23 protein-coding genes are annotated in these 24,334 nt (G+C 71.6%); 15 read left to right on the plus strand and 8 right to left on the minus strand.

Features of this window, described 5'->3' with window-relative positions:
- Positions 1-18: 18 nt before the first annotated feature.
- From AB0K51_RS18865 to AB0K51_RS18875, 3 genes are read left to right on the plus strand one after another with little or no spacing between them, the layout of a single operon-like run.
- Positions 19-933 (plus strand): replication-relaxation family protein, encoded by a 915-nt coding sequence (locus AB0K51_RS18865; RefSeq protein WP_363456394.1) that lies wholly within the window; start codon positions 19-21, stop codon positions 931-933.
- A 21-nt stretch (positions 934-954) separates the two neighbouring features.
- A complete protein-coding gene (locus tag AB0K51_RS18870; protein WP_363456397.1) occupies positions 955-1,194 on the plus strand; it encodes a hypothetical protein in 240 nt (79 codons plus the stop codon).
- Entirely contained in the window at positions 1,175-1,615 is a 441-nt protein-coding gene (locus tag AB0K51_RS18875) for a hypothetical protein (protein ID WP_363456400.1), read from the plus strand. The genes AB0K51_RS18870 and AB0K51_RS18875 overlap by 20 nt, the downstream gene beginning before the upstream one ends.
- Positions 1,616-1,713: 98 nt before the next feature.
- Here the strand turns inward: AB0K51_RS18875 and AB0K51_RS18880 are convergent, their stop codons facing one another.
- The 4 genes from AB0K51_RS18880 to AB0K51_RS18895 form a co-directional block, all read right to left on the minus strand.
- Positions 1,714-2,112, minus strand: coding sequence for a hypothetical protein (locus AB0K51_RS18880; RefSeq protein ID WP_363456403.1), 399 nt, complete (start codon positions 2,110-2,112; stop codon positions 1,714-1,716).
- 151 nt (positions 2,113-2,263) lie between these two features.
- Complete coding sequence (locus tag AB0K51_RS18885; protein ID WP_363456406.1) at positions 2,264-2,557, minus strand: hypothetical protein; 294 nt, start codon at positions 2,555-2,557, stop codon at positions 2,264-2,266.
- Positions 2,557-3,048 carry an ATP-binding protein gene (locus AB0K51_RS18890; RefSeq protein ID WP_363456408.1) on the minus strand — a complete coding sequence of 164 codons (492 nt, stop codon included), beginning with the start codon at positions 3,046-3,048 and terminating at the stop codon, positions 2,557-2,559. Before AB0K51_RS18890 ends, AB0K51_RS18885 begins: the two co-directional genes overlap by 1 nt.
- Complete coding sequence (locus tag AB0K51_RS18895; RefSeq protein WP_363456411.1) at positions 3,045-3,746, minus strand: hypothetical protein; 702 nt, start codon at positions 3,744-3,746, stop codon at positions 3,045-3,047. The genes AB0K51_RS18890 and AB0K51_RS18895 overlap by 4 nt, the downstream gene beginning before the upstream one ends.
- A 274-nt stretch (positions 3,747-4,020) precedes the next feature.
- On the opposite strand from AB0K51_RS18895, the gene AB0K51_RS18900 reads away from it, so the two are divergent.
- From AB0K51_RS18900 to AB0K51_RS18915, 4 genes are all read left to right on the plus strand, one after another.
- On the plus strand, positions 4,021-4,866 hold the full coding sequence (locus AB0K51_RS18900) for a helix-turn-helix transcriptional regulator (RefSeq protein ID WP_363456414.1): 846 nt from the start codon (positions 4,021-4,023) through the stop codon (positions 4,864-4,866).
- Between the two features lie 30 nt (positions 4,867-4,896).
- Entirely contained in the window at positions 4,897-5,109 is a 213-nt protein-coding gene (locus AB0K51_RS18905) for a DUF397 domain-containing protein (protein WP_363456417.1), read from the plus strand.
- Positions 5,110-5,409: 300 nt separating this feature from the next.
- Positions 5,410-6,672 (plus strand): XRE family transcriptional regulator, encoded by a 1,263-nt coding sequence (locus AB0K51_RS18910; protein ID WP_363456419.1) that lies wholly within the window; start codon positions 5,410-5,412, stop codon positions 6,670-6,672.
- Between the two features lie 182 nt (positions 6,673-6,854).
- On the plus strand, positions 6,855-7,256 hold the full coding sequence (locus AB0K51_RS18915) for a hypothetical protein (protein ID WP_363456422.1): 402 nt from the start codon (positions 6,855-6,857) through the stop codon (positions 7,254-7,256).
- A 126-nt stretch (positions 7,257-7,382) separates the two neighbouring features.
- Here AB0K51_RS18915 and AB0K51_RS18920 read toward each other — a convergent pair whose 3' ends face one another.
- The 4 genes from AB0K51_RS18920 to AB0K51_RS18935 form a co-directional block, all read right to left on the minus strand.
- A complete protein-coding gene (locus AB0K51_RS18920) occupies positions 7,383-7,772 on the minus strand; it encodes a hypothetical protein (protein WP_363456425.1) in 390 nt (129 codons plus the stop codon).
- Positions 7,773-7,849: 77 nt separating this feature from the next.
- Complete coding sequence (locus tag AB0K51_RS18925) at positions 7,850-8,671, minus strand: alpha/beta hydrolase (RefSeq protein WP_363456428.1); 822 nt, start codon at positions 8,669-8,671, stop codon at positions 7,850-7,852.
- A gap of 129 nt (positions 8,672-8,800) precedes the next feature.
- Positions 8,801-10,495 carry a helix-turn-helix domain-containing protein gene (locus AB0K51_RS18930; RefSeq protein WP_363456431.1) on the minus strand — a complete coding sequence of 565 codons (1,695 nt, stop codon included), beginning with the start codon at positions 10,493-10,495 and terminating at the stop codon, positions 8,801-8,803.
- Entirely contained in the window at positions 10,492-11,157 is a 666-nt protein-coding gene (locus AB0K51_RS18935) for a hypothetical protein (protein ID WP_363456434.1), read from the minus strand. Before AB0K51_RS18935 ends, AB0K51_RS18930 begins: the two co-directional genes overlap by 4 nt.
- A 902-nt stretch (positions 11,158-12,059) precedes the next feature.
- Here AB0K51_RS18935 and AB0K51_RS18940 point away from each other — a divergent pair.
- The 8 genes from AB0K51_RS18940 (at position 12,060) to AB0K51_RS18975 (ending at position 24,275) form a co-directional block, all read left to right on the plus strand.
- The gene (locus AB0K51_RS18940; RefSeq protein WP_363456437.1) at positions 12,060-13,145 is read left to right on the plus strand and encodes a conjugal transfer protein; all 1,086 of its coding nucleotides are present in this window, start codon (positions 12,060-12,062) and stop codon (positions 13,143-13,145) included.
- Positions 13,142-13,474: a hypothetical protein gene (locus tag AB0K51_RS18945; RefSeq protein ID WP_363456439.1), complete on the plus strand. Its 333-nt coding sequence runs from the start codon at positions 13,142-13,144 to the stop codon at positions 13,472-13,474. The genes AB0K51_RS18940 and AB0K51_RS18945 overlap by 4 nt, the downstream gene beginning before the upstream one ends.
- Entirely contained in the window at positions 13,471-14,070 is a 600-nt protein-coding gene (locus AB0K51_RS18950) for a hypothetical protein (protein ID WP_363456442.1), read from the plus strand. Before AB0K51_RS18945 ends, AB0K51_RS18950 begins: the two co-directional genes overlap by 4 nt.
- Entirely contained in the window at positions 14,067-16,643 is a 2,577-nt protein-coding gene (locus tag AB0K51_RS18955) for an ATP-binding protein (RefSeq protein WP_363456445.1), read from the plus strand. Before AB0K51_RS18950 ends, AB0K51_RS18955 begins: the two co-directional genes overlap by 4 nt.
- Positions 16,640-19,609, plus strand: coding sequence for a hypothetical protein (locus AB0K51_RS18960; RefSeq protein ID WP_363456448.1), 2,970 nt, complete (start codon positions 16,640-16,642; stop codon positions 19,607-19,609). The genes AB0K51_RS18955 and AB0K51_RS18960 overlap by 4 nt, the downstream gene beginning before the upstream one ends.
- A complete protein-coding gene (locus AB0K51_RS18965) occupies positions 19,606-20,727 on the plus strand; it encodes a C40 family peptidase (RefSeq protein WP_363456451.1) in 1,122 nt (373 codons plus the stop codon). The genes AB0K51_RS18960 and AB0K51_RS18965 overlap by 4 nt, the downstream gene beginning before the upstream one ends.
- A 276-nt stretch (positions 20,728-21,003) precedes the next feature.
- Complete coding sequence (locus AB0K51_RS18970; RefSeq protein WP_363456453.1) at positions 21,004-21,396, plus strand: hypothetical protein; 393 nt, start codon at positions 21,004-21,006, stop codon at positions 21,394-21,396.
- Entirely contained in the window at positions 21,393-24,275 is a 2,883-nt protein-coding gene (locus tag AB0K51_RS18975; RefSeq protein ID WP_363456456.1) for an ATP/GTP-binding protein, read from the plus strand. The genes AB0K51_RS18970 and AB0K51_RS18975 overlap by 4 nt, the downstream gene beginning before the upstream one ends.
- The last annotated feature ends 59 nt before the right edge of the window (positions 24,276-24,334 follow it).

The raw sequence follows: 24,334 nt of genomic DNA on the forward strand, positions 1-24,334 counted from the left end.
TTCGAGAAGGGGCCCGGCGTGATCGCCACCACCGAGAGCCACAACGGACACAACTTCGACCGGCAGGCTCTGGCCCTGCTCTTCCAGCACCGCCTGGTCACATCGGAGCAGCTGCGGGAGTTGCTCGGCCCGTTCAAGAACCCGAACTGGGCCAACAAGCGCCTGGCCGGCCTGCACAGGAAGGGCCTGACCGACTACGTCACCAAGCCGGTCTTCGGGGGCGGCCGACTGCGGACCTGGTTCCTGACCGATGCCGGCCGGGAGGTTGCGGGCGAGTTCAAGGAGCTGAGGAACATGAGCAGTCCGCCGCCGAAGCTCGACGCGGACCGGGCGCTGCTCAACTCCGACCACACGCTGGACGTCGTCAGGACGCACGTGGAGTTCGTCCGGGACGCCCGTCGCCGCGGCGACGAGTACGGACCGCGCGACTGGGTGCCGGAGATCTACCACCGGCTCTCCGAGGCACGGCGGGACGCCCTGATGCCGGATGCCGTGATGCGCTACACCGCCACCACGGTCGAGGGCCGGGTGCACCTGCGCGCGTTCGTCGAGCTGGACCGGTGCACGGAGGTGAGCGAGCAGCTGACCTCGAAGCTCACCGCCTACGCCCGCTTCTACGAGCTCACCCCGATCCCGCTGCGCCTGCGCGGCACTACCGAGGCCCAGGGCGCCCCGCCGGCCTGGCAGGACTTCTACCCTCTCTTCCCCCGGCTGCTGTTCGTCCTGACCAACGGCTCGGAGACCACGATGCGCAACCGGATCGAGGACCTGCAGCTGGCCGCCGGGGACAACGCCCGGGTGGTCAACCTGCTGCGCAACGTCCCGGCCGGGGCGGCGACGCTCCGGGACATCGAGGAGCACGGTCCGTCGGCGCCCGTGTGGAGCCCGCTGGCCGACGCCGAGCGCCCCCGGTGCGGTTGGGCCGACCTGTAACGACTGCCGAAGGAGGCTTGTATGCCACGGTTCACCAGCATCGGCTACGCCACCGCGGCATTGTCCGACGGCGGTATCCGGTACTACCTCGTCCACGGAGAGTGCGCCGACGTCGTCTTCGTGACCCCGGGCGAGGCCGACAGCGTTCAGCTCTTCGGCTCCCCGTGGCCGATCCGCCGGACCGAGTTCACCACCATCACCGTACGTCCGGGCGAAGCCGGACCGACCGAAGGAGACCCCGATGCTCGCGCTGCAGATTGACCCGGCCGGTCCGGTTGTCGAGATCGAGCTGCCCGACGATCCGGCTCTGCGCCAGCGGGTCCTGGCCACCCGCCTCGGCGGGAGCCCGGATCGGGGTGTCTACCACCGGCAGGCGCTGATGTGGCTGCACGGCAACGCGATCGGCGAGGGCCTGCCGCCGAACGTGGTGGCCACCGCGCTGGCCAGCGCTTGGCGCGGGATGGACATCGGGGCCAGCTACTTCCTCCACGGCCGGGTCATCGTCACCGGCGCCGTGGACGGCCACGCCGACTGGCTGGAGGAGGACCTGGCCGGCCAGGTCCGGGAGGTGGACCAGGTGGTCGCCGAATGTGCGCGGGCCTGGGCCACCACGCCCCCGGCGTCCAACGAGGCGGCCTGGGCGGAGATCGTCCGCGCCGTTCTGGCGCCCCAGCCGCTCTGACTGCGGACCAGGCCGGAACCGGCGGCCGGTAGAAACGGAACGACAGAGGCCTGGGTGGACTCCCCAATTGGGGAGTCCACCCAGTTGGGCTGGCGGTCTCAGCGGGGCGGCTCGGCCAGCCCGGTGGTCGAGGGATCGAGGTGGGACGGTTCTTCGCTGGCGAAAAGGGCCGCGCGCAGCCACTGGGCCGAGGTGAGCGTGCCGTTCACCTTCGGCCAGTGGGCCCAGTGGACGGGTGAGCTGCGCGACTCGCATGCGGGTTCGGGGTCGGGGACGTCGAGGGGGTGCCCGTCCCGCAGGAGCTCGGCCAGCGGGTGGAGGGGGACCCAATCCGCTTCCTGGTCGGGCGGTATGAGCCAGACGGTCTGTGCGACGCGGGTGTCGTGGAGCACCGGCCCGATCCGGTGGGCGCTCGGTCCGTGGAGCGCGGACTCGAGCAGGGGGAGCCCAATTCCGGAGGGCAGGGAGATCGCGTTCCAGCGCACGCCGGTGGGCATCGGGACCAGGTGGTCCGGTTCGGCCAGCCACCGAAGGAAAGTACGGTCTCGCCGCGGCGTGCCTAGGACGCTGGCCAGCCAGATACCGGGTGGCATGGCGGCGGCCTGGGCGTGGTCGGGGTGCCGGCGCGGGCGGGGAAGGTCCACCGGGCTACCGCCGGGCGGGGGTGGTGAGCACGGTGTACTTGTCGACCGTCTCGAAGGACTGCACGGGGATGACGACGGTGGTCCCCTGCGCGTTCAGGTGCAGTATCCGTCCTCCGCCTGGCCGCCAGAGCATGTTGGTGACCTCGCACGGCCAGCCGTCGACGCTGATCCAGGACCCGATGGTGACTTCCTGCTGGCCGACGGGGCGGGGGGTGAGCAGGGTCCGGCCGTCGGAGAGTCGGAAGCCACTGGGCAGCTTCTCGGCGACGTTGGCCATGGTGGGTCTGGGCGGGGCCATCACGATTCCGTTCGGTTCGGTTCGGCGCGAGCGACGGGGAGCGGGCACTGCGCCCAGACGGCCTTGCCGACGGGCAGGGGGTGCCAGCCCCAGCGGTCTTGGGTGATGCTGTGGACGAGGCCGAGTCCGAGTCCGCCTTCCTCCTGGCCGGGCTCGGTGGTGTCGAGCATCGGTCCGTCCGGGCTGGGGTCGGTGACGACGATCAGGACGTCGTCACCGTCCAGCATCAGCAGCAGGCCCATGTCCACCGGCTGGCCGGGGGGCGTGGCGTGCTTGAGGACGTTGGTGACCATCTCGGTGACCACCACGGCGACGTCGGCGAGGGCGCGCGGGTCGGCCGGCCGCCCCTGGGAGGCCCGGGCCTTGCGGCAGTAGTCGACGGTGCGCCTGCGCAGCTGGGGGACGTGCTCGTGGGACAGCTTCTCCACCTGGTGCTTCCAGGGGGCGGGGGCGCAGTCGGTCTGTTCCTTGAGCGGGGCGGGCGACGTCACGGCGCCTCCTTGTGGTGCGGCCACCCGGCGAAGGCGGCGAAGTGGTCGGCTGTGGCGGGCGGCCGGGGGGAACGTGGCGGGCGGGGGGCCAGCTCCGCGGGGGCTTCCGCGAACAGGGCGCGGAAGGAGTGGTGGAGGGCAGTGGCCAGGGTTCCGGCGTAGGTGAGATCGCCGCTTCCGTCGGGCGCGTGGTGCCAGCGGGACTTGCGGGCGTCGCTGCCGGGGGCGGGGCACGGCAGGACCGTGTCGTTGTCGGCGGTCAGGTGCGCGGTCAGCGTCGTGCCCCAGGGCCACGGTCCGCGGGGGGTGTCGAAGACTCCGGACAGGAGGCGCTCCCAGCTGACCGTCAGGCGCGGCACCCAGAAGAGGATGTTGGTCTCGGTGAGCAGGGTGGGGCCGGGCGCGGCGTTGGCGGCGCCGAGCGCCTGGAGGGCTCCGTCGCCGAGGCGGATGTCGGTGCTGATGACGTGCCAGGAGCTGCCCGGCGCGATGCGCAAGGGTGCCAGGCGGTGCGGGAGGCGCCAGGCGGCCAGGCAGGCGGCCGGGTCGGCGCTGGTGCGGGCCAGCCAGTCCCGGCCCTTGGCCTCCGAGGCGGGGGTGGCGGGCAGTATCGGGAGGGGGTCGGCTTCGTGGTGGGAGCGGTCGGCCGGTGCGCGCGGCGCGGTGGGCGGTTCCAACAGAGCGGTGATGTCGTTCATCGGGCTCCAGCCACGTCGTGTGGGCTGCCGGGAGGGCAGGTCGGCGCAGGCGGACATCGCCTAAAGCGATCATCCGGTCACCTTGAGCTAGCACCCTCCACTGTGCTCGCTAATTAGCGAGTCGTCAATATCGCGATTCGCTAATTAGCGCCCTATGGTTGGCTCACAGGCCGCCCAGCGGCAGAATGTGACTCACCGTCACCCTGAATGTCGTCACTGCCGGTTGACACGTCACACTGATCGGGCACCGCGACCAGGAGGAGCAGCAGAGACCGTGGCCACCACCAGCAGCGAGCAGGACTACCGGCGGATGCGCGTCGGCGGAATCCTCCGCCGACTTCGCGAGCAGAGCGGCATGACCCTGGACGTCGCCTCCGCAGCGGCCGGCATCAAGATCGACCGCCTCAGCCGCCTGGAACGGGGAGCGGTGAGGATCGACGTCCCCGTAGTCCGGGCACTGCTCGACGTGTACGGCGTTGACGACCGCAAGGCCCGCGCGGCGCTGGAGGAGACCGTCCGCAGCCTGACCGCGCCGACCTGGTGGCAGTCCTACACCCGGTCGCTGCACATCGCCCTGAAGAATCTGCTGGGGCTGGAGGAGACCGCCGGCTCCGTGTGGACGTGGCAGCCGCTGCTGATCCCCGGGCGCCTCCAGGCCGAGGAGTACTCGCGGGCCCTTCTTCACGCCGGGATCGGTATCGTCCACGACGGCCTCGAGCAGGCCGAGACGCTGGTGCAGGTCCGCCAGGAGCGCCAGCGCCGGGTCACCACCCCGCTGACCGCGGTGATCGGGGAGGCCGCGCTGCGCACTCCGATTGGGGGCGCCGAGGTGATGCGCACGCAGATCCGGCACCTGCTCGCCCAGGACCCCCACCTTGTCACCCTGCTCGTCCTGCCGTCGGAGCGCGGTGCGCACGTCGGTCTCGACAGCGCCTTCTCCGTACTCGACTTCCCGGACGGGGCCCGGGTGGCCACCGTCGAGACGCTCGCCACGACCCTCTACCTGGACGACGAGGCGTCCTTGGACACCTACGCCAAGGCGATGGTCCAAATCACCGATCTCGCGCTCGACCCGAGCACGTCGCGGAAGTTCCTCGAACAGCTCGTACACGCTGCCTGAACCGCCCGGCTCCACTTCGAAAGGACCGCCATGTCCAGCACCACCCCTCGTCAGGTTCCGGACGAGTGGACCAAGAGCTCCTACAGCGGCCAGACCGGAGACTGCGTCCGCTGGCGTCGGGCGCGCACCAAGCCCGGCCACGTCGAGGTCGGTGACTGGAAGGACCCCGACGGGCCGACGCTGACGCTGCCCGGAGAGCAGTGGCAGGCCTTCGTGGACTTCGCGAAGACATTCGAGGTGTAGCCGCGGCAGCAAGAGACGGACAACAGGGCGGGGCCGAGTCGATGCGACCCGGCCCCGCCTTCCGTTTCCCACGACGCGCCTTGAGCCCGGCGGCGTCCGGGGGCCGGTGGCGGTACGCGCCGAAGGCCTCCCGCGGCCAGCCGTGGGCATGAGCATCCGTCATCTCCTTGCTGCGCATGTACCCGCCCAGACAACCGCCCCTCGGAAGGCCGAGTCGAGGTCAGATCACCGGACACATCGGGACCGGCGGCGGAATACTGGTGCGCTGTCGAAGCGGCATCAGAGGAACAGGGAGGTTCGGTGACCGGGGCCCAAGCGGAGGTGGGCAACCCCGCGTTCGTCGCGGCCAGGATCGCGCTCGAGCTCAAGACCCAGCAGGACTTCGTCGACGCCTTCGAGGCCCACGCCCGGGAGAAGGGCATCCGGGTCGGCATCTCGATCCGGCAGGTGCGGCGGTGGGAGTCGCCGACGCCCGGCTGGCCGAACCGGGACGCCCGCAAAGTCCTGGAGTCGATGTTCGACTCCCCACTGGAGGACCTCGGCTTCGTCCCCCTTGGCCGCCCGCCGGGGCGCCGGCCCGACACGAGCAGAAGCGTGACGCCCTCCCTCTACTGCCCGCCCGACATCGGCCTCGTACCTCCGGACCGGCCGGACCGCCTGCTGCCGCACCTTCGAGCCGCGCTGGACGACGCGGGCCGCACCGACAGCGTCCTCGGCCCCCGCGTGGCTCTCCCCCAGGCCCTGGCCATCGTCGGCTCCGTCGAGCGAGCCGCCCGCGAGGCTTCCGGGAGTGCGCGCCGGGACCTCCTGGTGCTGGGCGCCCGGGCGGCCGAGTTCACTGCCTGGCTGCACCGCGACTCCGGAGCCGGCCCGGTGCCCACCGCGTACTGGCACGACCGGGCGATCGAGCTGGCCACCATGGCCGGCGAAGGGCCGCTCCACGGCTACGTCCTGCTGCGCAAAGCCCAGGCCGCCGACGGCGACCCCGCCCGGATGCGGGATCTCGCCCACGCCGCCCACGCCGGGCCGTGGTCCCTGCCGCCGCGGCCCCGGGCGGAGGCTCTCCAGCACGAGGCCCGCGCGCTGGCCCTCACCGGAGTTCGGGGAAAGGCGATCGACCGGCTCCTCGACCAGGCCCTCGAAGCCGTCGAAGCGGCACCTCCGCCCACCGGCCCGGCCACCTGCACCGGTCCCTTGGGCGAGGGCTACACCCTGGAACGGCTGATGGTGCAGAGCGCGCTCTGCTACCGGGAGGCCGAACAACCGGCCCGCTCCGTCGACCTGTTCCGCCGCCACCTGGCCACCGGCCGGTTCGCCCCTCGGGACCGTGCCTTCTTCACCGCCGCCATGTCCGGCGCCCTGGCGGCCACCGGCGAGCCGGACCAAGCTGCAGACGCCGCACTGGCCGCGCTCGGAATCGCCTCCGGTGCGGGCTTCGGACAGGCCCTCGCCGAACTGCAGCGCACCAAGGCCGCGCTCACCCCCCACGCCCGGCGCCCGACCGTACGCCAGCTGCTCCACGCTCTGCGCGAAGCCCAGCTCCCGGCTCCGGCTCGCACGTAGCGGTGCTCAATGGATCCATCAGCTCCTGCAGACGCAAAACTGCTGTCAGCGCCCAGGGAGGCGCTCTGACCAACCCCCAGCAGGGAACCCCCCAAGGCCAGCCGTTCGGAGTAGCACGGCGTGACGTGAGCACGCGCGTCGCGTTTGCACCCCGTCCAGCCACTGAGCCGAAAGGGTGCCCCATGCGCCGCTCCGCCGTTGCCCTGCTCACAGCAGCCCTGCTCGCAGCCACGCCCACCGCGACCGCGGCCCCCCGCGGCCAGATCCAGGAGCAGCAGATCTCCCTCTCCGCCAGCGCCCCGGACGGCTCGGTGCACGGCATCGCCCGGCTGTACGTCCAGAAGGAGCGCAGCGGCTACCGCGTGAAGGGCTACGTCGAGGCGATCTCGGGCTGCGTCGAACTCAAGGCGGTCAACATGCACTTGGGCTCGTACCTGGGCGGGGACCAGATCACGAAGACGTGCAAGCCCGACGTCGAGGAACCAGTCAATGCCTGGACCGGCCACACCGACATCGTGCTGTCGGCGATCGTGGACGGTGGCCCGGACTGGGACTCCTCGATCGTGACCCTCACCGGGAAGTGAGCGCAGTGCCCCCGGGCACTTCCAAGGGATGCCTGCGGAGGGAGTGAGTTGGGCAGCCGCCGAAGCCACCACAAGACGGTCGGGCGGCGGGCTGCCGGCCCTGGTTGTCGAGGTGGCCGCGGGCGGTCAGGCGTCGGGGTCGACTTCGGGGTGCGTGAACCGCACGGGCTTGCCCAGCGACCGGGCGTAGGCGATTTCGGCTCGGGTGCTGTCTCCGATGTAGTCGCCGACCACGAGCACCTCGTCAGCGAGCCGGATCTTCGCTCGGTGGAGATCGTCGAGTCGAACCTTCAGCGCCTCGGCCTCGACAGGATCGGACCACGGTTCGTGCGGCGACTTCATGTCACAGCCAGGCTTGACGACGATCTTTCCGGCTTTGGTCTCCCGCAGATCGGCCTCGGTCATCTCGGTCATGAAGCGGGTGGAGCCGCAGATCACGACGATACGCGGGAGGCTCAACAGCTTCTTCGCGTCGGCGAGCTTCTCCTCGGGGGTGAGCAGTTGCGGGTCTGACACTGGTTCCTCCCGTTGGTGTGGTCCAAGGGGTGCCTGCGGAGACGAGAACGAGGCGTCCCGCAGATCGGGCCGTCCGGTCACGGCGCAGTGAGGAATGCCCTGACCTTCTCGATCACCTCCCCCTGCCACGCCTGCGTCTGCGGGTCGAGGTACTGCGGGTCGTCATGGACCGCGAAGCCGTGCTGCGCGCCGTCCAGCTCGATCAACTCGGCGCCCCCACCGAACGCGGAGAGGTAGTGGCGGGAGGACTCCACCGGCACGAACGTGTCCTTGGTACCGTGCACCAGCAATGTGGGGGCGAGGATGTGCGGGAGGATCGCCGCCGGGTCGAGGTAGTGGACTTCGTTGAGGAGGGCCCGGCCGAGCCCGAAGGGGCTGCGCTCGGTGAAGCCCCGGCCCTCGAGCTCCCAGGCGGAGCCCTCGTCCAGGTAGTCGGCGTCGTCGATGTACGGCCGGCTGGTGATGTAGCGCTGCCGGTAGTCCAGCCTCGGGTTGAGCAGGACCAGCTTGTCCACCGTCGCCGGGTAGTTGGCGGCGACCAGGGCGGCGGCCCCGCCGGAGAAGGACGCGGCGATGACATGGACCGGCCGGTCCACCGGTGACCCGGATTCGACGCGCAGGTGGTCGGCGGCAGCGCGGATGTCGTTGGCGACGCCCGCCATGGTGATGTCCTGCTCGCGGCCGTCGCTGCTGCCGTGGGCCCGCAAGTCGAAGCGCAGGCTCTCGACCCGGGAGGCAGCCAGGGCGGCGGCGAGCCGGGTGAAGAAGCTGCCTTCCTCGCGGGTGACGCCCGCCCCGTGGACCAGGACCGCCAGTGCCTGGGGGCGTTCGGCGGTGGCGACGGTGCCGCTCAGCCGCGTGCCATCGAAGGACCGGAACTCCGTATCGCGATCAGCCATGCACTGATGGTAGCCACGGCTGGGCAAGCGGATGCCCGCCTCGGAGAGATGCGGTCTCTCCGGGGCGGGCCGCAGGGTGGCAAGCGCTGGTAGCGGGCGTTCGCGGCGCGCGGCCGGCCCGGTTCGCACTCACCCGGCGAGGGACTGGCGGAGGCTCTCCAGGCAGTCCGGGCACATCGTCGGTTCCGGCGCGGTGCCGGTTCCCGGCCTGCCGCACGGTCCGCCGCCCAGGCCGTCCGGGCCGGGCGCCTGGCAGCGCCAAGTGGTCGGGGCGGGCTGCGGTGCGGTGCGGCGCTGGCGAGCGGGCCGGACGACCTGGTCGAGGGCGGCAGTCTCCTTCTCCAAGTGCTCCTGGGCGCGGCGGGCCTGGCGCTCGGCTGCTCGCAGCCCGCAAGCGCGGCACTCCTCACCGGAGCCGAGGAGCAGCCCGCGTTCGCAGTCCGGCCGCTCGCACTCGCGGCTGGAGAGGATCGTGGCGAGGTATCCGACCGGCCCTCGGATCTCCCCGGCCTGGATCCTCTCGGGAACCCCGGCCCGCCACCAGCCGGCGTTGATCCGGGCAAGGGCGTGTTCGGGGGTGCGGCCCGCAGAGAGCAGGTCCCGGACGGCCCGGCGCAGCGGCGGGACCTTGATGGCCGGGTGCTTGCTGACGCCGAGGGCGTCGACCATCGCGAAGACTTCCTCTTCCCGGGGGACGGGCTTGGAGGCGGTGGTGCGGATCGTCTTGGTGCGGGGCTTGGTGGTCTTGGTCGCGGCTGTGCCGCTGCTCGGGTTCGGCTGGGGGCGCGAGCGTGCGCCGCGGGCCGCGCGCGGCAAACCACCTGTACCTGCCCTACGGGCGTCCGGAAGGGGCTCGCTGCGACTGTTCTCACTACTGCTCTTAATGATGTCCGCGTGGTGTCCCCACCCAAGTCCGTCTGGTGACGCCACCCCTGTCCGCGTGGTGTCCCCACCCATGTCCGCCTGGTGACGCCACCCCCCGGTGAAGGCGGCGAGCTCGCGGTCGTCGCGGGCAGCGGCACGGGCCCGCCAGAGCCGGGCGTCGAGGAGGAAGTAGGAGGAGGCGACGCGACCGCCGCCCTCCTGTGCGGGGAGGAAGTTGTCCTGCATGACGAGGAGTCCGTCGGCCCGCATCTGGGCCAGGACGTCGGTGACGGCGGTCCGGGAAAGGCCGGTGCAGGCCATCAGCTCCTTCACGGTGGGCGGCCGGTCGGTGATCGCACGGTTGTGGATGTTCACGAAGGTGGCGATCGCGGCGTAGACGGACTTGTAGTTCGGCGAACGCTCGCCGGTGCGGGCGATGCGGGCGTCGAGCCGGACGTAGTCGATGCCCGGTGCGCGCTGGACGCGGGGCACCGGCCGGCCGTCGGGGCCGAGAACGGGAGTGGACGTCGGAGCGGCGGCCCGCTGCAGGAGTTGCTGGGCCCAGCGCTCGCGGTCGAGGAGCTGGTACAGGTTGGCGTCGGCCACTGCCTCGTTGCCGGGAGCGGTCTGGGGGTGGACTGCCAGGATCTGGCGGTCCACCAGGTCGGCGGTGGCCCGGTCGAGGGTCTTGACCGAGCGGCCCATGCAGGCGGCGACGGTCTTGCGGTACGGGAGGAGGGCGTAGCGGGCTTCCGCGGACCAGGCCGCCACGGACTCGGTAGTGAGGGTGATGCGTTCTTCGATCCCGGCGAAGGAGGACAGTGCCATGTACGCCGCCTTGGTGGTGGGCGCGCAGTCGCCGTCCCGGGCGAGACGGGCGTCGAACTCGATCCAGTCGAGGCCCTCGCAGACGAGGCAGCCGTCCGGGCCGGTGGAGAGCCCGGTGAAGAAGGTGGTCACCGGGTCACCGCCTGCTGGCCGCGGGCGGAGGTGTAGACGCTGTCACGGTCGGGGTCCCAGGCGCCCCGGTGGGCTTGAGGGAAGAGGAAGTAGCCGTACGGGTCGTCGATCGGCTGGGCGTCGTCGGCCGGCTGCCCGGACCGGATGTCGGTGAGAGCGGCATGGACAGTGCGGGCGACGAGCAGCCACGCCTCCTGGGTGAACGGGTGGGCAGGGCCGAACTCGATGGTGGCGTCATCGGCGAGGAAGCCCGCCCAGGTCCGGGCGATCGCGGTGCGGCCCTCGGCGAGGGCGACGCTGACGGCCGCGTAGTCCTGCCGGTACCAGCGCGGTGGTACCGGCGGCTCGGAGGGCTTCGGCGGGAGCGGCGCCGGTGTGGCAGGTCCCGGGGTCGGTGTGGCGAGGCGGAGCGGGCCGGTGGCCGCGGTTCGGCGGCGGTGCAGCGCGCGGATCACTCGGGTGGCGAGGAGCAGCGGCCAGGAGACGGTCAGCGCCACCGCGGCGGCGACGGCCGCCAGGACGGCGGCGGGTCCCGCGGGGCGCCAGGTGCCGCCGATTCCGGTGAGCGCGATGTAGAAGGCGCCGGCCGGGAGGTAGGCGGTTGCAGCGACTGCGGCCAGGCAGCCGGGGTCGCCGGGCAGCAGGGTCGGCAGCAGGTCCATCGGGGGCTCCTCGGGCTGTGGTGAATCAGTGCCCGAGGTAACCCCGCACTCCTGGACGGACCCCTTGACGATCAAGGTGCAGCAGATAACGACTGCGCAACGCCGCCGATCAACAGGTGGATCACTCCTGTATGGCATGCACCCGACGCATGGCTGCGGAGTTGGACCGGTTCGCCGGAGCGGCTTCCGCAAAGCGGTTGTGCGCGCTTGCGTATGCGGGAGAGGGGCCTTTGCGGGTGACCGGCCCTTTGCGGGTGCGGGTGACCGGCCCTTTGCGGGTGCGGGCACCGTCCCGCAACCGCAACCGCAAAGAGAGGGAGCCGGACGGCGCGCCCGCACTAGGTGCGTGCGTACTGCGGGGCGTCGCAACTCCGAACGCCACACCCGCGTCGCGGGCGGACTACCGGGCCAGCGGAGCGGGAACCGCGACGGGGAACGCCGATGAGCCGACACCCGGCGGCGGGCTACCGACCCCGCCCGTGCTTGCGCTGCGCAGCGGCTCCGCGACTCCCGAGTGGAGCGGATCAGCCGTGCCGGGTGCCGGGGACGGCATCAAGGAATCCGTGCGGTCCCGGGGCGGGTGTCAAGGAATCCGGACCCGCCTGGACGCCCCATCAAGGTGCCCGCCCGGGGGTCGGGGTGGCCGTCAAGGAATCCCCGCCCTCACAGGTGCGGGGCCGGCGGCTCACCTTGATACCGCCCGCCGCCAGACTCCGGGGCTCCTTGATGGGTCATCAAGGAGCCGCTGCCATTCCTTGACGCCCCACCAAATCAGCAGGTCAGAGCTTTGATCGGGCCCGTTGCGCAGTCGTTACCGGGCGGGCTTCGATCATCAAGGAGTCCGTCAAGGAGTGCGGGGTTTCCTCCGTCGACAGCAATCGCTGACGACCTAGGAGCCCTGAGTGAATCGCCTTTCCGCCCGGCGCAACCGCGCACCCGATACCCCCTCGCCGATCGCCTCCGGCACCGACCTGCACCGCTCCCGCGCCCGGACCGTCCTCGTACGCGGCGGCATCTGGGCCGCGCTCGCCGCCGGACCCCTGGCCCTCGCCCTCGCGATCGCCGTCCCGCAGACGGCCCGGAGCAACACCTCGGAGCAGGCCACCGCCCCGATCGTGATCGCCCCACCGGTCGGCTACGCCGAGAACTTCGTCGACCTGTGGCTGCGCTCCACCGATGCGGACACCGACGCCGCGGCGCTGCGCGCGATGGCCCCCGGGGTCGACCTGCCGAAGTCGACCTCCGCCTTGCGGTCCTCCGTCGTCAAGACGGTCGCGGTGCGCAGCACACCGATGGGCGGGCGGACGTGGCAGGTGACGGTTGCGGCCACGGTGGTCATGCCGCCCGCTTCCACGCAAGGCGCGAAGTCCCCGCAAGGCACGACGCAAAGCTCCACGCAAGCGCCCGCGGCGGGCTCTGACGTCCCGCAAGCCGGCGGAGCGGGCGGTGTGCGGGTGGTGCGGTACTTCGCGGTCCAGGTGTCGATGGTCCGCTCGGACGCCTCCGGCGGTGCGCCCGACTCTCTGGTGGTGACGGGCGCGCCGGCTCAGGTGGCGGCGCCGGACTCGCTGACCGAGACGGACCCGGCGACGCGGACCTACGGATCACAGGTCATGGACGGGCCGCTGCGCGAGACGGTGACCGGCTACCTGACGGCCTACCTGAGCGGGGTGGGGGACAGCTCCCGCTACCTCGCACCCACGGCGAAGATCCCAACCCCCGGCGCGGCCTACTCGAAGGTCTCGCTGAAGACGCTGACGGCTTCCACCACGGTGCCGACCGCACCGGCGGACGGGGCGGTGCTGGAGGTGCTGGCCGACGTCGTCGCGTCGGACACCGCCGGTGAGTGGCCGCTGTCCTACCCGCTGCGGCTGACCGCCCGGGCCGGGCGGTGGGAGATCGCCGCGCTCGCCCCCGCCGGCACCGCCTCTTCTTCCTCCGGCGCCGCGGCGCCGACCTCCACCACCACGAACGGGGCGTCCCGATGAACACCACCACCCTCGCAGGGCCGATCCAGAACTTCGGTAACTCCTGGGCGAACACGCTGCTCGACTGGACGGCAGCCGGCCTGATGATCGCCCTGACCGGCATCGTGATCATCTACGCGATCCGGAAGATGAGCGTCAAGGCGGCGATCGGCGGGGCCATCGGCCTGGTCATCTGCTGGAGCCTGTTCACCGGCCGGTACACGATCTCGAACATCTTCCAGACCGAGTACAGCGAGAACAAGGCGCCGAGCGTGCCGAAGGTCCAGGGCGCAGGCCAGCTGCCGCGTGAGCTCCCGGTCGCCTTCACCGGCCAGCTGGGCCAGTCGTGAGCAGCGCCGCGCGTCCCAGGATCGGCCGCTCCTACACCAAGGCCCGCAGGCACCCGTGGGTTTTGGGCAAGATCGGCGACTGGCGCATCCCGATGGGGCCCTACACACCACCCCAGCTGGTGGTGGCCGCCGTCGGCGCCTTCCTGCTGATCCGCACCGTCACCTGGTGGGCGCCAGTTCTCGGCCCCCTGCCGGTGGTGGTGTGGGCGGTGGCGATCTGGGCCGCGCGGCACTCACGGATCGCCGGCCGCTCGCCGTTCCTGGTCGCGGCGGACGCCGCCTCCCTGCTCATCACTCCTCGCGGCGGCCGGATCGCCGGCCGCGCGGTACGGCCGATGCGGCCGGTGGTGATGACCGGCTGCTTCACCGTCGAGGACGCCCCGGGCGACGAGCCAGCCGCAGAGGCCCCCGCCGTGCGCGAGGACCTGCGGCCCGAGCCGGAGTTCCGCTCCCTGAGCATCTTCGAGCCCCGCACCCAGGACCCGCTCCCCGCTCCGCCCCCCGCCGCCCCGGCTACGGGGCCGGCCCTCACCCCCCTGCAGCAGATGCTCGCCGCGGCCTCGGCCGCGCACTCCCAGAAAGGGGAGCCGTCGTGAAGGCGTCGATCCGTCACATCTCCGGGAACCTCCTGTTCTCCACCACCGGCACCGTCTGGGCCTTCTGGCGGGTCACCCCGATCGGCTCGCGCTACGCGAGCGACCTCGAGCGCCAGGACGTCCTGCGCCGGGTCACCTCCCTGGTCCGCTCCCTTTCCGGCACCGCCCGCCTGTACAGCCTGTGCGCCCGGGTGGAGGCGAGCGAGGTCGCCGCCCGGATCGCCGAAGGCATCGACCTGGACACCAACCCCGGCGCGCTGGAGAGCGCCCGCGCCGCCGAGTACCTGCTGGCCGACCGCGAGATGCACCGCCGGACGGTCTGGCTGGCGGTGCCGCTTCAGGCGCCCGGCCGGGCGGCGCAGCTCGCCCAGGCCCGCGGGTCGGCGTGGGCGATGTTCGGCGAGCAGGCCGGTCTGCCCGCCTCCCCGGTTCCGGTCGCCGATGTGCAGCTATATAGGGGACTGGCCCGGCAGACCGAGACCGGGTTCGGCGGCGGCCTGCAGATGCGCCCCGCCCGGCCGGCGGAGATCGTGTGGATCCACCAGCACGCGGTCCACCGCGGCATGACGGAGCCGCTGCTCGCGGAGGCCGAGACCAGCACGCGCTACGGCGGACGGATCGTCGGTGCCCAACTGCGCAGCCCCGGCTACGCGAGCCTGGGCCAGGTGCGGCTACTGGAGGGTGGCCAAGACGCCGCCGCCCGGAGGGAGCGCGAGGAAGGCGGCCTCCGCGGCTGGTTCGGCCGCCGGATCGACGGCAGCGCCCTGTCGAAGCTCTGGCTGCAGGTCGAGACGGAGGAGCAGACCGGCTGGCAGGCGCACCTCGCGCTGGAGGAGATCCCGGAGGCGGTGTACGAGGGTTCGGCCGACCTGCTGGCGCGGCTGGACGTGCTGCCGTGGCCGGTCGATGCGGTGGTGGACCTGACGCTGGTGGAGGGGCAGCGGGCGAAGCGGGCCATCGCCAAGAAGAAGGCCGAGCTTTCGGATCAGGCCGATCAGTGGTCGGCGCACCCGACCGGCACCCCGGACTCGCTGCACGGCGCGGCCGAGGTGCTCGGCGAGCAGGAGGCCCGGCTGGGGCGCACCAGCGTGGAGCTGGAGGTGCAGTCCCGCACCGTGTTCACGGTGTGGGGGCCGACCGCGCAGGTGGCGGATGAGCGGGCACGGGAGCTGAAGGCGCGGCTGTCCGGTGCGGACTACGGGGTGATCCGGCCGCGCGGTGGGCAGGAGCGCCTGTTCCAGCTCGGCCTGCCCGGCGCGCCGTCGGTGCTGCGTCAGCGCGAGTGCACCCAGTTCCAGCTGTCGGAGGACTGGGCGATGAGCGGGGCCTTCACCGTCGCGGAGATCGGTGACGAGAGCGGTCCGATGATTGGTCAGAGCCTGGACGCCGGCACGACGAAGCCGGTCTACCTGGACCTGGCCGCCGCTCCGCTGAGCAACACGGCGGCGAGCCTCGCGGTGCTGGGGGACCTGGGGTCGGGCAAGTCGGTGTTCCTCAAGCTGATCATCGGCACGCTGCTCGACCGGGGCCACCGGGCGATCGTGATCGACCGGACGAGCCAGCGCGAGTACGTGAGCTTTGCGTCCACCGCCGCCCCGGGCCGCCACCAGGTCATCGACGCCGCCAACGCGAAGGTCTCGATCGACCCGCTGCGCGTCCTCCCCCCTGCAGAGGGTGAGGCCGCGGCGCTCAGCTACCTGCTGCTGCAGACCCAGCTGGACCTGATGTCGCCGGGTGGTGCGCTGCTCTCCCGGGCGGTGAAGGCCGCCTCCTCCTCCCGCAATCCGCACATGGGCGCGGTACTGGAAGAGCTGCAGGCCATCTCCGAGGAGGGCGGCACCCGGGGCGCGACGGCCGCTGACGTGCTGGACCTGCTGGCCACGGTCAGCGACCAGAAGCTGGCCCGGATGGTCTTCGACCCGTCGCTGCCCGCGCTGTCACTGATCGACCTTCAGGCCGACCTGATCGTCTTCGCGACGAACGGGCTGACGCTGCCTCCGAAGGAGAGCCTTGGCCGGCCGGAGGTGCTGCGCACCCAGCCGCTGGAGGCTCTGATCGGCCGTGCGGTTTTGTATCTGATCGCGGCGATCTCCCGCCACATCGCTTTCACGGACCGCAGCCGCTTCGCCGCGCTGATCCTGGACGAGATCTACTGGCTGACCTCCTCCGCCGAGGGATCGGCATTGATCTCCGAGATCGCGCACGACGGCCGCAAGCACAACGCGGGGTTCGTCGCCGGCGCCCACGACGCCCCGGAGCTCGGGAACGAGACGATCCGCGGGTTGATCACGCAGCGGGTGCTGGCCCGCACCACTGACGAGGCGATGGCCAAGCGCGGCCTGGAGTTCCTCGGTCTGCCCCCGGACGACGAGGGCCTGGTGCAGATGGTCAAGGGCCTGTCGCCGCACGGCCAGCAGAACCGGGCCGGCGAGATGTTCCTGCAGGACACCCGCAACCGCGTCGGCCTCATCCAGGTCGTGGTCCCCGACCTGCCCAAGCACAAGAACATCTTCACCACCCCGGTCACCCGCCCGACCACCGCCAACTCGCTCCGGAAGGAGGCTCTGCGATGAACACCCCCACCCTGCCCGCTCCCCTGCAGCGCGCCGCGCGGCAGACTCGAGCCGCTGGTCGCCGGGCGCTGCGGATCGCGCGGGCGGTCCACCAGTTCGCCGCGGCCTACTGGCCCGGGCGCCGCACCGTGCTGATGACGGCGGGGATGACGTTCCTGTTCCTGCTGGCGGGGGCATCGGCTGCCGATGCCGCCGACGGCAGCGAGCGCGGCGGCATCCTGGCCCCCCTCAATGTGCTGTCGTCCGAGGGGGTCCCGCTCGACAACTACGACCTGAAGAGCGAGAACGGCGGCACAACCGACATCCGGTCGCATGTGTGCAACCTGCTGCTCGGCGCCGGATTCGCGCTGGTGCGGATGGCGGTGGGCCTCATGTGCTGGGTCTGCCAGTGGATCTGGAACTTCCCCGTCGTCTCGACGCTGGTGGAAACCGCGCACAAGCTCAACGGTGAGTTCTTCCAGGTCACCGCGAACGACCTGGGGCTCTACCCCCTCTTCTTGGCGATGGGGAGCGCCTTCGGCTGCATCCTGATGATGAAGGGGAAGGTCGGCCGCGGTGCCGGCGAGATGGTCATCACCCTGCTGCTGTCGACGCTGGTGCTGATGCCCGCGCTCACTCCGCGCAGCGTCCTGGGCGAGCAGGGTCCGCTGGTGCAGACCCAGCAGGCCGCGCACGATGTCGGCCAGCTGGCCGCCGGGGTCAACGGGCCGGACCCGGGCTGCACCAGCGAGAAGGACAAGAAGGACCCCAGCTGCCCGATGCGGATGACGTTGACCCGCGTCCTGGTCGTGCAGCCGTACCAGTTGCTGCAGTACGGGATCATCCCGAACCCGAAGTCCGAGAACGCCCACGAGCGGGAGCTCGCGGAGGTGCACCGGCGGTGGATCCACGGCGAGATCAAGGGCAAGGACGCCGGCGACGGCTGCATCTCCTGGCTGCCCGGCTCCGACCAGCTGTGCCCCAAGAGCACGGCCTGGGACCAGCTGAAGGAGGAGCTGAAGAAGCACGGCGACGAGGGGATGGCCGCCTACAACTTCTCGGTCAACAGCAACTGGGACCGGGTCGGCGGCACCGTCTTGGTGCTGTTCGCGACGCTGCTGATCGCGATCGTCGTGCTCGGCATGGCGCTCGTCCACCTGGGCACGCAGTTCGCGGACGTGGTGGCCGCCTCACTGACGGCCCCGTCGCTGGTGTGGGCGATGCTGCCCGGCGGCAACAGGAGTGCGCTCTGGAAGTGGCTCGGGATCTACATGACGAGCGTGGTCACCGAGTTCGCGATCAGCATCATGCTGCCGCTCTTCTCGCTGGGTGCCGACCAGATCCTGACGAACTCCAAGGACACCGTCATGATCCAGCGGCTGCTGATCTTGGACGGATTCGCGCTGGTGATCCTTTTCTTCCACAAGAGGATCTTCGCCGCCGCCGGGCAGGTCGGTGAGCGGTTCGCGTCCCGGATGCGGTACGCGAAGATCGGCGGCAGCCTCTTCCTGGGCGAGAACCAGGGCTTGGCGCTGGCGATGTCCCAGGCCATGGGCACCATGTCGCCCTCCGGCGGCGGGATGCTGGGCGGTGGCCGGGCCAGTGGCGGCGCCTTGTTCGGCGGCGCCCTGTTCGGCGGCGGCTCCCCCGCCCACGGCGCGCTGATGCGCAAGGCGCGCATCGCCGAGGGCTTGGCGGCGATCGCCGACCCCGGTCTCGGCCGCATGAACGGCGGGGCGATGGCCGTCGGCGCGTACGGGGAAATCCGCCGCGGGTTGTCCGCGCTGGCACTGCCCTTCCACGCCGCGCACCAGCTGGTGGCCGGCAACCCGCTGCCGCCGCACAAGCTCGCCGCCCGCATGAAGCCGGTCGGCTCCCGAGGGCCGCTCGGCGGCCACCCTGTCCAGCACGGCCCCGGCGGTGCCAGTGGTCCCGGTACTCACGGTGGCCCGGGCGGCGGGCGCGGACCGGCTGGCGGCGGGGGCAGGCCGCCCTTCGGGCGCCAGCAGCAGATGCCCGCTCACGGCCTCACCCCCGCGGGGCACGCTCTGCACAACGCTCTGCTGGGCACCCGGGCCGGGCGACTCGCGATCCGCGCGGGCCAGGTCGGCAAGCTGGGCTTCAACGCGACTCTCGGCGCTCCGGCCACTTGGACCCGGCTGAACCGTGCCAACGACGCCATGTGGGAGAACGTCAACCGCCAGTGGGAGCACTACTCGAACGTCCGCAAGGAGTGGACCGGCGACTGGGTGGAGGGCGCAAAGGACCTGACGAAGGAGATTCCGACCGGCTACCGCATGGCCAAGCAGGGCGTCCAGGGCACGGTCAACACCGTCAGCGGTGCAGCCCGGCATCAGTACTACCAGGCTGCCGCGTTCGGCCAGACCTACGGACCGACGCTGGTCAACGGCGTCCGCGCCGCCTACGAGGCCGCGCACACCGGCTACGACCTGACGCTGGGCGACCCGTTCGAGGGGGCGAGCAACCGAGCCGGCCACTTCGACCCGGCCGACCGGGGCGAGGTCTGGGAACACGCCAGGGACCGCGGCCCGGAATACCCCTTCCACGAGGTGCAGCCGAGCGAGTCCGTCATCCAGCCGGACCGCGCCGCTCACCCCGGCGCCAGCCAGACGGTGGTGTACGGCGGCGAGGGCGACAGCGGCCCGTCCGAGGTGCGTTCCGCGCTGGGCCCGGGAGCCCTTCCGCCGACCGAGCCGATCCGGATCATCGACGGAGAGGTCGTCAACGAGCACACGGGGGAGATCCTGGCGTCGCGGCCGGTCACGGACGTACCGCCCGCGCCCGCTATGGAGGGCATGGACCCGGCGGTGCTGCGGCGGGTCAGCCCGGAGGTGCTGCGCGAGCCGAGCAGCACCCCGCTCGAAGCGCTGCGGATGCGCCGTCACATCGGCTACCAGGCACCGCAGGACGCCGCCGGCACATCCGACGGCGCCCGTGACGGCCTGGACGGGGAGCTCGGGCTGTGAAGCTGTTCAGGGCCTACCGGAAGATCGGCTGCCTGGGCCTGCTGCTGGTGTGCTCGGCGGCGGCGCTGTGCGGTCTCGCCATCATCAGCATGATCGACGGCGCCGACCCGGGCGCCACCGCGCCGGTGGGCTCGGTCGGCGGCATCCCGCCGCGGCTGATGGAGGCGTACGTGCGGGCCGCCGCCGCGATGCCGCAGCTCGACCCCGAGTGCAAGGGCATGTCGTGGCAGCTCCTGGCCGGCATCGGCAAAGTCGAGTCCGGCCAGGCCGAGGGCCACCAGATCGACGCCGACGGGCTGGTGACACCGCCGATCATCGGCCCGATCCTCAACGGCAGCGGGGCCGGAGGCAACATCACTCCCGTCTACGACACGGACCAGGGCCGATGGGACGGCAACAGCCAGTTCGACGCCGCGGTGGGCGTCGTCCAGTTCCTCCCCTCCACCTTCGCCTCGTACGCGGACAAGGTCCGCCCCGAGGGCGGCGCCAGTCCGCAGAACGTCGACGACGAGACGCTCGCCGCCGCGCTGTACCTCTGCCAGGGCAAAGACCTGACCGACCCTCAAACCCTGCACAACGCGATCCTCCGCTACAACTACTCCAGCGCCTACGTCGACGAAGTTCTGCGCTGGATGAAGCAGTACACCGAGCTCGGCGACCCCACCACGACCGTGCCGACCGGGGACGCCTCCGAGCAGGCGCAGCAGGTGATCGCGGCTGCGGCGAGCCAGTTCGGCGTCCCCTACTCCTGGGGCGGCGGAGATGCGACGGGCAAGACGACGGGCATCTGCTGCTCCGAAGGCGGACAGGACGGCCGGACGGTCACCGGGTTCGACTGCTCCGGGCTGATGGTCTATGCGTTCGCGAAGGTCGGCGTCAGGCTGCCGCGAGTGGCTGCCGACCAGGCCGGGGTCGGGCAGCGCATCCCCGCCTCGGCCGGCGTGAGCGCGCTGCGACCAGGCGACATGGTCTTCTTCGGCAACGCGAAGGGGATCTACCACGTCGGCCTGTACATCGGCGGCGGCCAGATGATCAACGCCCCGAAGCCCGGAGATGTCGTCAAGCAAGCCGCTGTCTGGAACTACGACTACGCGGGCGGCGCCCGCGTGATCGGCTGAGAGGCCACGATGATGATCAAGATTCCCCGCCGTCTGCCCGAGCTCGCGGCCTCCGCCGTGCTCGCCACGGGACTCGTCCTTCTGCTGGTTCCGGGCGCCGCGGACAACCGGCCGGGTTCGACCACCACCAGCCCCCGGGCGGCGTCTTCGGCGAGCCCGCCGGGCTCCCCCGCACCCTCCCTGCCCTCCACGCCCCCGGCAACGGCCGCCGCTTCGCCGTCGGGCACCCCGAAGGCCGGGGCGCCGTCGCCGAGTCCGGCCGCCGTACAGAAGGTGATGCCGTCCGGTGTACCCGCTGCCGGTGACGGCCCGGCCGGTGACCCCTCACTGCAGGAAGCGTTCTCCCGGCAGAAGCCGAGCGACCTCGCCCCGGCCGACGCCGAGCAGCTCACCTCCCTGGCCCGCGCGGTCTGGATGGCCGAGACAACCGGCACCGGCCGTGAGCGGTGGCCGCTGTACTTCCCCGCGACCACCGGCGCGGGCCGCCTCTACCTCTACACCGGCGTGCGGGTGCAGGCCGCCGCCACGCACACGGTCGACGGCAGCACCGACAAGGCCCGGGTCGACCTGCTGTGGGCGGGCACCTCCCCAACCGGCTCGTACGGGGACAGCCGGCCGGCCACCGTGACCTTCACCCGCACCTCGACCGGCTGGGAGCCCGTGCGATGAACGACCAGAGCAACAACAGCATGCTGAAGGGTGCGCTGGGCGCGGCCTGGGCCGTCATGAGCTGGCTGGCCGACGTGGCCGCCTGGTGCGGCGACAACGCCGGGACGCTCCTGGTCGTCATCACCCCCGTGGCCGTGGCCGCCGGTTTGCTCCACCAGTTCCTGACCCGCCGCGCCCTCGCGCTGCGCACCCGCTACATCCTGACTCCCAGCCGCCGGTTCGACCCGAGCACCGAGGACATCTGGCGCCAGACCGCCCTGCTGATGCGGGCGGCCGGCAAGGGCCCGTGGTGGGCACCTCGAGGAGCCCGCCGAGTGCGGGTACGACTGCGTGCGGACGGCAGCGTGCCGCTGGAGTACAGCGTGGAGGGGCCCAAGGCAGCCGCCACCCTGCTCACCGACAGCCGCTTCCAGGAGGTCAGCGTCGCCGAGGCCGAGGAGGCGGCCGACCCGGTGGCCGCCCAGGCCGCGCAGGACCGGCTCGACAAGAAGGACAAGGAGCTGCAGCGGCGTCTGAAGGCCGAGGCGAAGGACGCCCGGGCCAAGGCGAAGGCCTCCGGCAAGAACGGCAAGGTGGCGCTGGAGAAGCAGAAGAAGGAGAAGGAGAAGGACGGCCGCCTGGTCGCGGTGCGCGCCGAGTTCGTCCTCAAGGGGCGTCCCTCCGCCGCGCTGCGCGACGTGCCGATGACCCCCGACCCGCTCCAGCCGCTGATCGACGCCGTCAGCGACATCCGCGCCGAGCAGGGGGACCTGGCCGAGGTCGTCCTCGACGTCCAGTCCATCCCGTTGTGGCAGGTCAAGCTGCGCCGCTGGAAGCTGATGCACGAAGCCCAGGAGGACAGCCGCAAGGCCGCCCGCAGGAACGCCCGCAACGCGGCGCTCGTGGCGGCGGACGCGGAGGACTCGCTGCGCTACCAGCTGCTCAGCCTCCTCGACCCGTCGTCGAAGTCCTCCGCGGGTTCCCGGATGCCGACCCCCCGGCCGCGGGCGGTCGAGCCGGAGGAGGCGCTGGGGCGCCTGCACAGCAACACCGGACTGGTGCGGATCCAGCTCCTGGTGCGCTGCGCCTCCCAGAGCGAGGGGCGTGCCCGGCAGCTGCTGGAGCGGGTGAGTGCCGGTCTCGACGTCTTCGGGCAGGACAGCCGGCTCGGCGTGGACGGCGGCCGGTTCCTGAAGTGGTCGTGGGGTGCGGACAGCTGGCACCGCCGGGACTCCTTCGACCGGCGCTGGAGCAGCGGGCAGGTCGGCCCCCGCGAGCAGAACTGGCTGCACGTCAGCGAGCTCGCCGGGTTGTTCAAGCCTCCGACGATGCACGCGGTGCTACCGGTCCTCGCGTCGGAGCTGCCCGACTACGTCGCCGGCGAGGCCCTGGTCCCGCACGGGCGGCTCGTCCACGCAGACGGCACCAGCCGGGTCATCGCGACGAGGGAGGAGGAGTTCCTGTTCAGCGTCAACGTGGGCAAGTCGAACTACGGCAAGACCGAGACCGCGCTCACCAGGGCCATTGCGGTCGCTGCGGCCGGTTCCGGGGCGATGTTCGTCGATCCGCACGGTGACTCCTGGACCACGGCCTCGCCGTACCTGGCCCACCCTGTCTTCGCCTCCCGGGTGCGCCGGATCGACCTGGCCCGCGCGGACCAGCCGGAGGCGAAACTGCCGAACTGGAACATGCTGGAGATGAAGCCGGGACGCAAGGCCAACCGGTTGACCACGGCGACGGTCGATGCCCTCGCGACGGGCCTGAACTGGACGGACGCGGCGGCACCACGCGCGTTGACGATCTTCACGAAGTCCATCGAGGCGCTGGTGGCGCACAACGCCCGGGCGGTGGCCGCCGACCGGCCGGACGCACAGGCGACGCTGCTGCAGATCCGCACCCTGCTGACGGACAAGCCGTGGCGGGACGCCCTGATCAAGCACCTGAGCCCGGAGCAGCGCCGGTGGTGGACCACGACGTTCGCGGCTTACCAGGTGGCCGAGGTGCTGGGACCGGTGCTGAACCCGATCGACCGGCTCGCGTCGAACGAGGTGACGCGGGCGTTCCTGGGCTCGCCGCAGGGGACGTACGACATCCGGGAGGCGATGGACGAGGGGTACATCGTGTGGCTGTGCCTGGAAGGCACGGGTCCGTCGGATCGGCTGCTGTTCAGCATGGTCTTGCAGAACCTGCTGCAAGCCGGCCTCTCCCGCAGGGACCTGGCGTCGGAGGCGAGGAAGTGGTTCCACACCTTCGCTGACGAGTTGATCGCCTTGGACCCGGCGGGTGGTCCGTCGTTCGCGGCCATCAGCGAGCAGTTGCGGAAGTTCGGCGGTCGGCTGCATGTGATGACACAGTCGCTCGGGCGGATCAGCCCAGCCACGAAGGAGGCGCTGATGCAGAACTCGTCCGTGGTGAGCACGACGTCCGGGTCGATGACCGCGGCCAGGGCGATGGCGGAGGAGTGGCACGGGGCGGTGTCCGCCGGGCAGATCGCGGACCTGCCGCGTTTCTCGCACTACGTGCAGGTCACCGCTGACGGGAACCGGGTGGGGCCGCTGCGGGTGCAGGGTGTGCAGGTCTCCGAGCTGTTCGGCATGTACCACCGCCCGAAGCTGGTGGGAGAGATGGTCGAGAAGGCGGACGAGCAGATGGGGTCGCGGACGCTCCCGGAGTTGCTGTCCGTCGCGGACGCGCAGGACGCCGTCCTGCTGGAGTTCAACGGCCCCGAGCCGGACCCGTCGGGCGGGACCGGCAAGCAGTCGGACGCCTCCCCTGGGGACGGCGGCGCGACGGCGGCGCAGCAGCAGCCGGTCGAGGACGGGGCGACGGTGACGGTTGTCCATCACCAGGCGGGGGCGAGGCACGGTCGGCGGGGACCGGGGCGCCCGAAGAGGCGGTAGCTGCCACAGGCGGGCCGAACAGGTGATTCCGGGTGTGGCCCTCGGCTGCGGGCCGCATC

The sequence above is a fragment of the Kitasatospora sp. NPDC049285 genome, from assembly GCF_040678815.1.
In the GTDB taxonomy this organism is placed as follows: Bacteria; Actinomycetota; Actinomycetes; order Streptomycetales; family Streptomycetaceae; genus Kitasatospora.

Bases quoted from the DNA above. Each gene is read 5' to 3' on its own strand.
- AB0K51_RS18915 (WP_363456422.1), top strand. From the start codon at position 6,855: ATGCGCCGCTCCGCCGTTGCCCTGCTCACAGCAGCCCTGCTCGCAGCC.
- AB0K51_RS18975 (WP_363456456.1), top strand. From the start codon at position 21,393: ATGAACGACCAGAGCAACAACAGCATGCTGAAGGGTGCGCTGGGCGCG.
- AB0K51_RS18895 (WP_363456411.1), bottom strand. From the start codon at position 3,746: ATGAACGACATCACCGCTCTGTTGGAACCGCCCACCGCGCCGCGCGCA.
- AB0K51_RS18885 (WP_363456406.1), bottom strand. From the start codon at position 2,557: ATGGCCCCGCCCAGACCCACCATGGCCAACGTCGCCGAGAAGCTGCCC.
- AB0K51_RS18970 (WP_363456453.1), top strand. From the start codon at position 21,004: ATGCCGTCCGGTGTACCCGCTGCCGGTGACGGCCCGGCCGGTGACCCC.
- AB0K51_RS18945 (WP_363456439.1), top strand. From the start codon at position 13,142: ATGAACACCACCACCCTCGCAGGGCCGATCCAGAACTTCGGTAACTCC.
- AB0K51_RS18870 (WP_363456397.1), top strand. From the start codon at position 955: ATGCCACGGTTCACCAGCATCGGCTACGCCACCGCGGCATTGTCCGAC.
- AB0K51_RS18960 (WP_363456448.1), top strand. From the start codon at position 16,640: ATGAACACCCCCACCCTGCCCGCTCCCCTGCAGCGCGCCGCGCGGCAG.
- AB0K51_RS18875 (WP_363456400.1), top strand. From the start codon at position 1,175: ATGCTCGCGCTGCAGATTGACCCGGCCGGTCCGGTTGTCGAGATCGAG.
- AB0K51_RS18935 (WP_363456434.1), bottom strand. From the start codon at position 11,157: ATGGACCTGCTGCCGACCCTGCTGCCCGGCGACCCCGGCTGCCTGGCC.
- AB0K51_RS18925 (WP_363456428.1), bottom strand. From the start codon at position 8,671: ATGGCTGATCGCGATACGGAGTTCCGGTCCTTCGATGGCACGCGGCTG.
- AB0K51_RS18905 (WP_363456417.1), top strand. From the start codon at position 4,897: ATGTCCAGCACCACCCCTCGTCAGGTTCCGGACGAGTGGACCAAGAGC.
- AB0K51_RS18880 (WP_363456403.1), bottom strand. From the start codon at position 2,112: ATGCCCACCGGCGTGCGCTGGAACGCGATCTCCCTGCCCTCCGGAATT.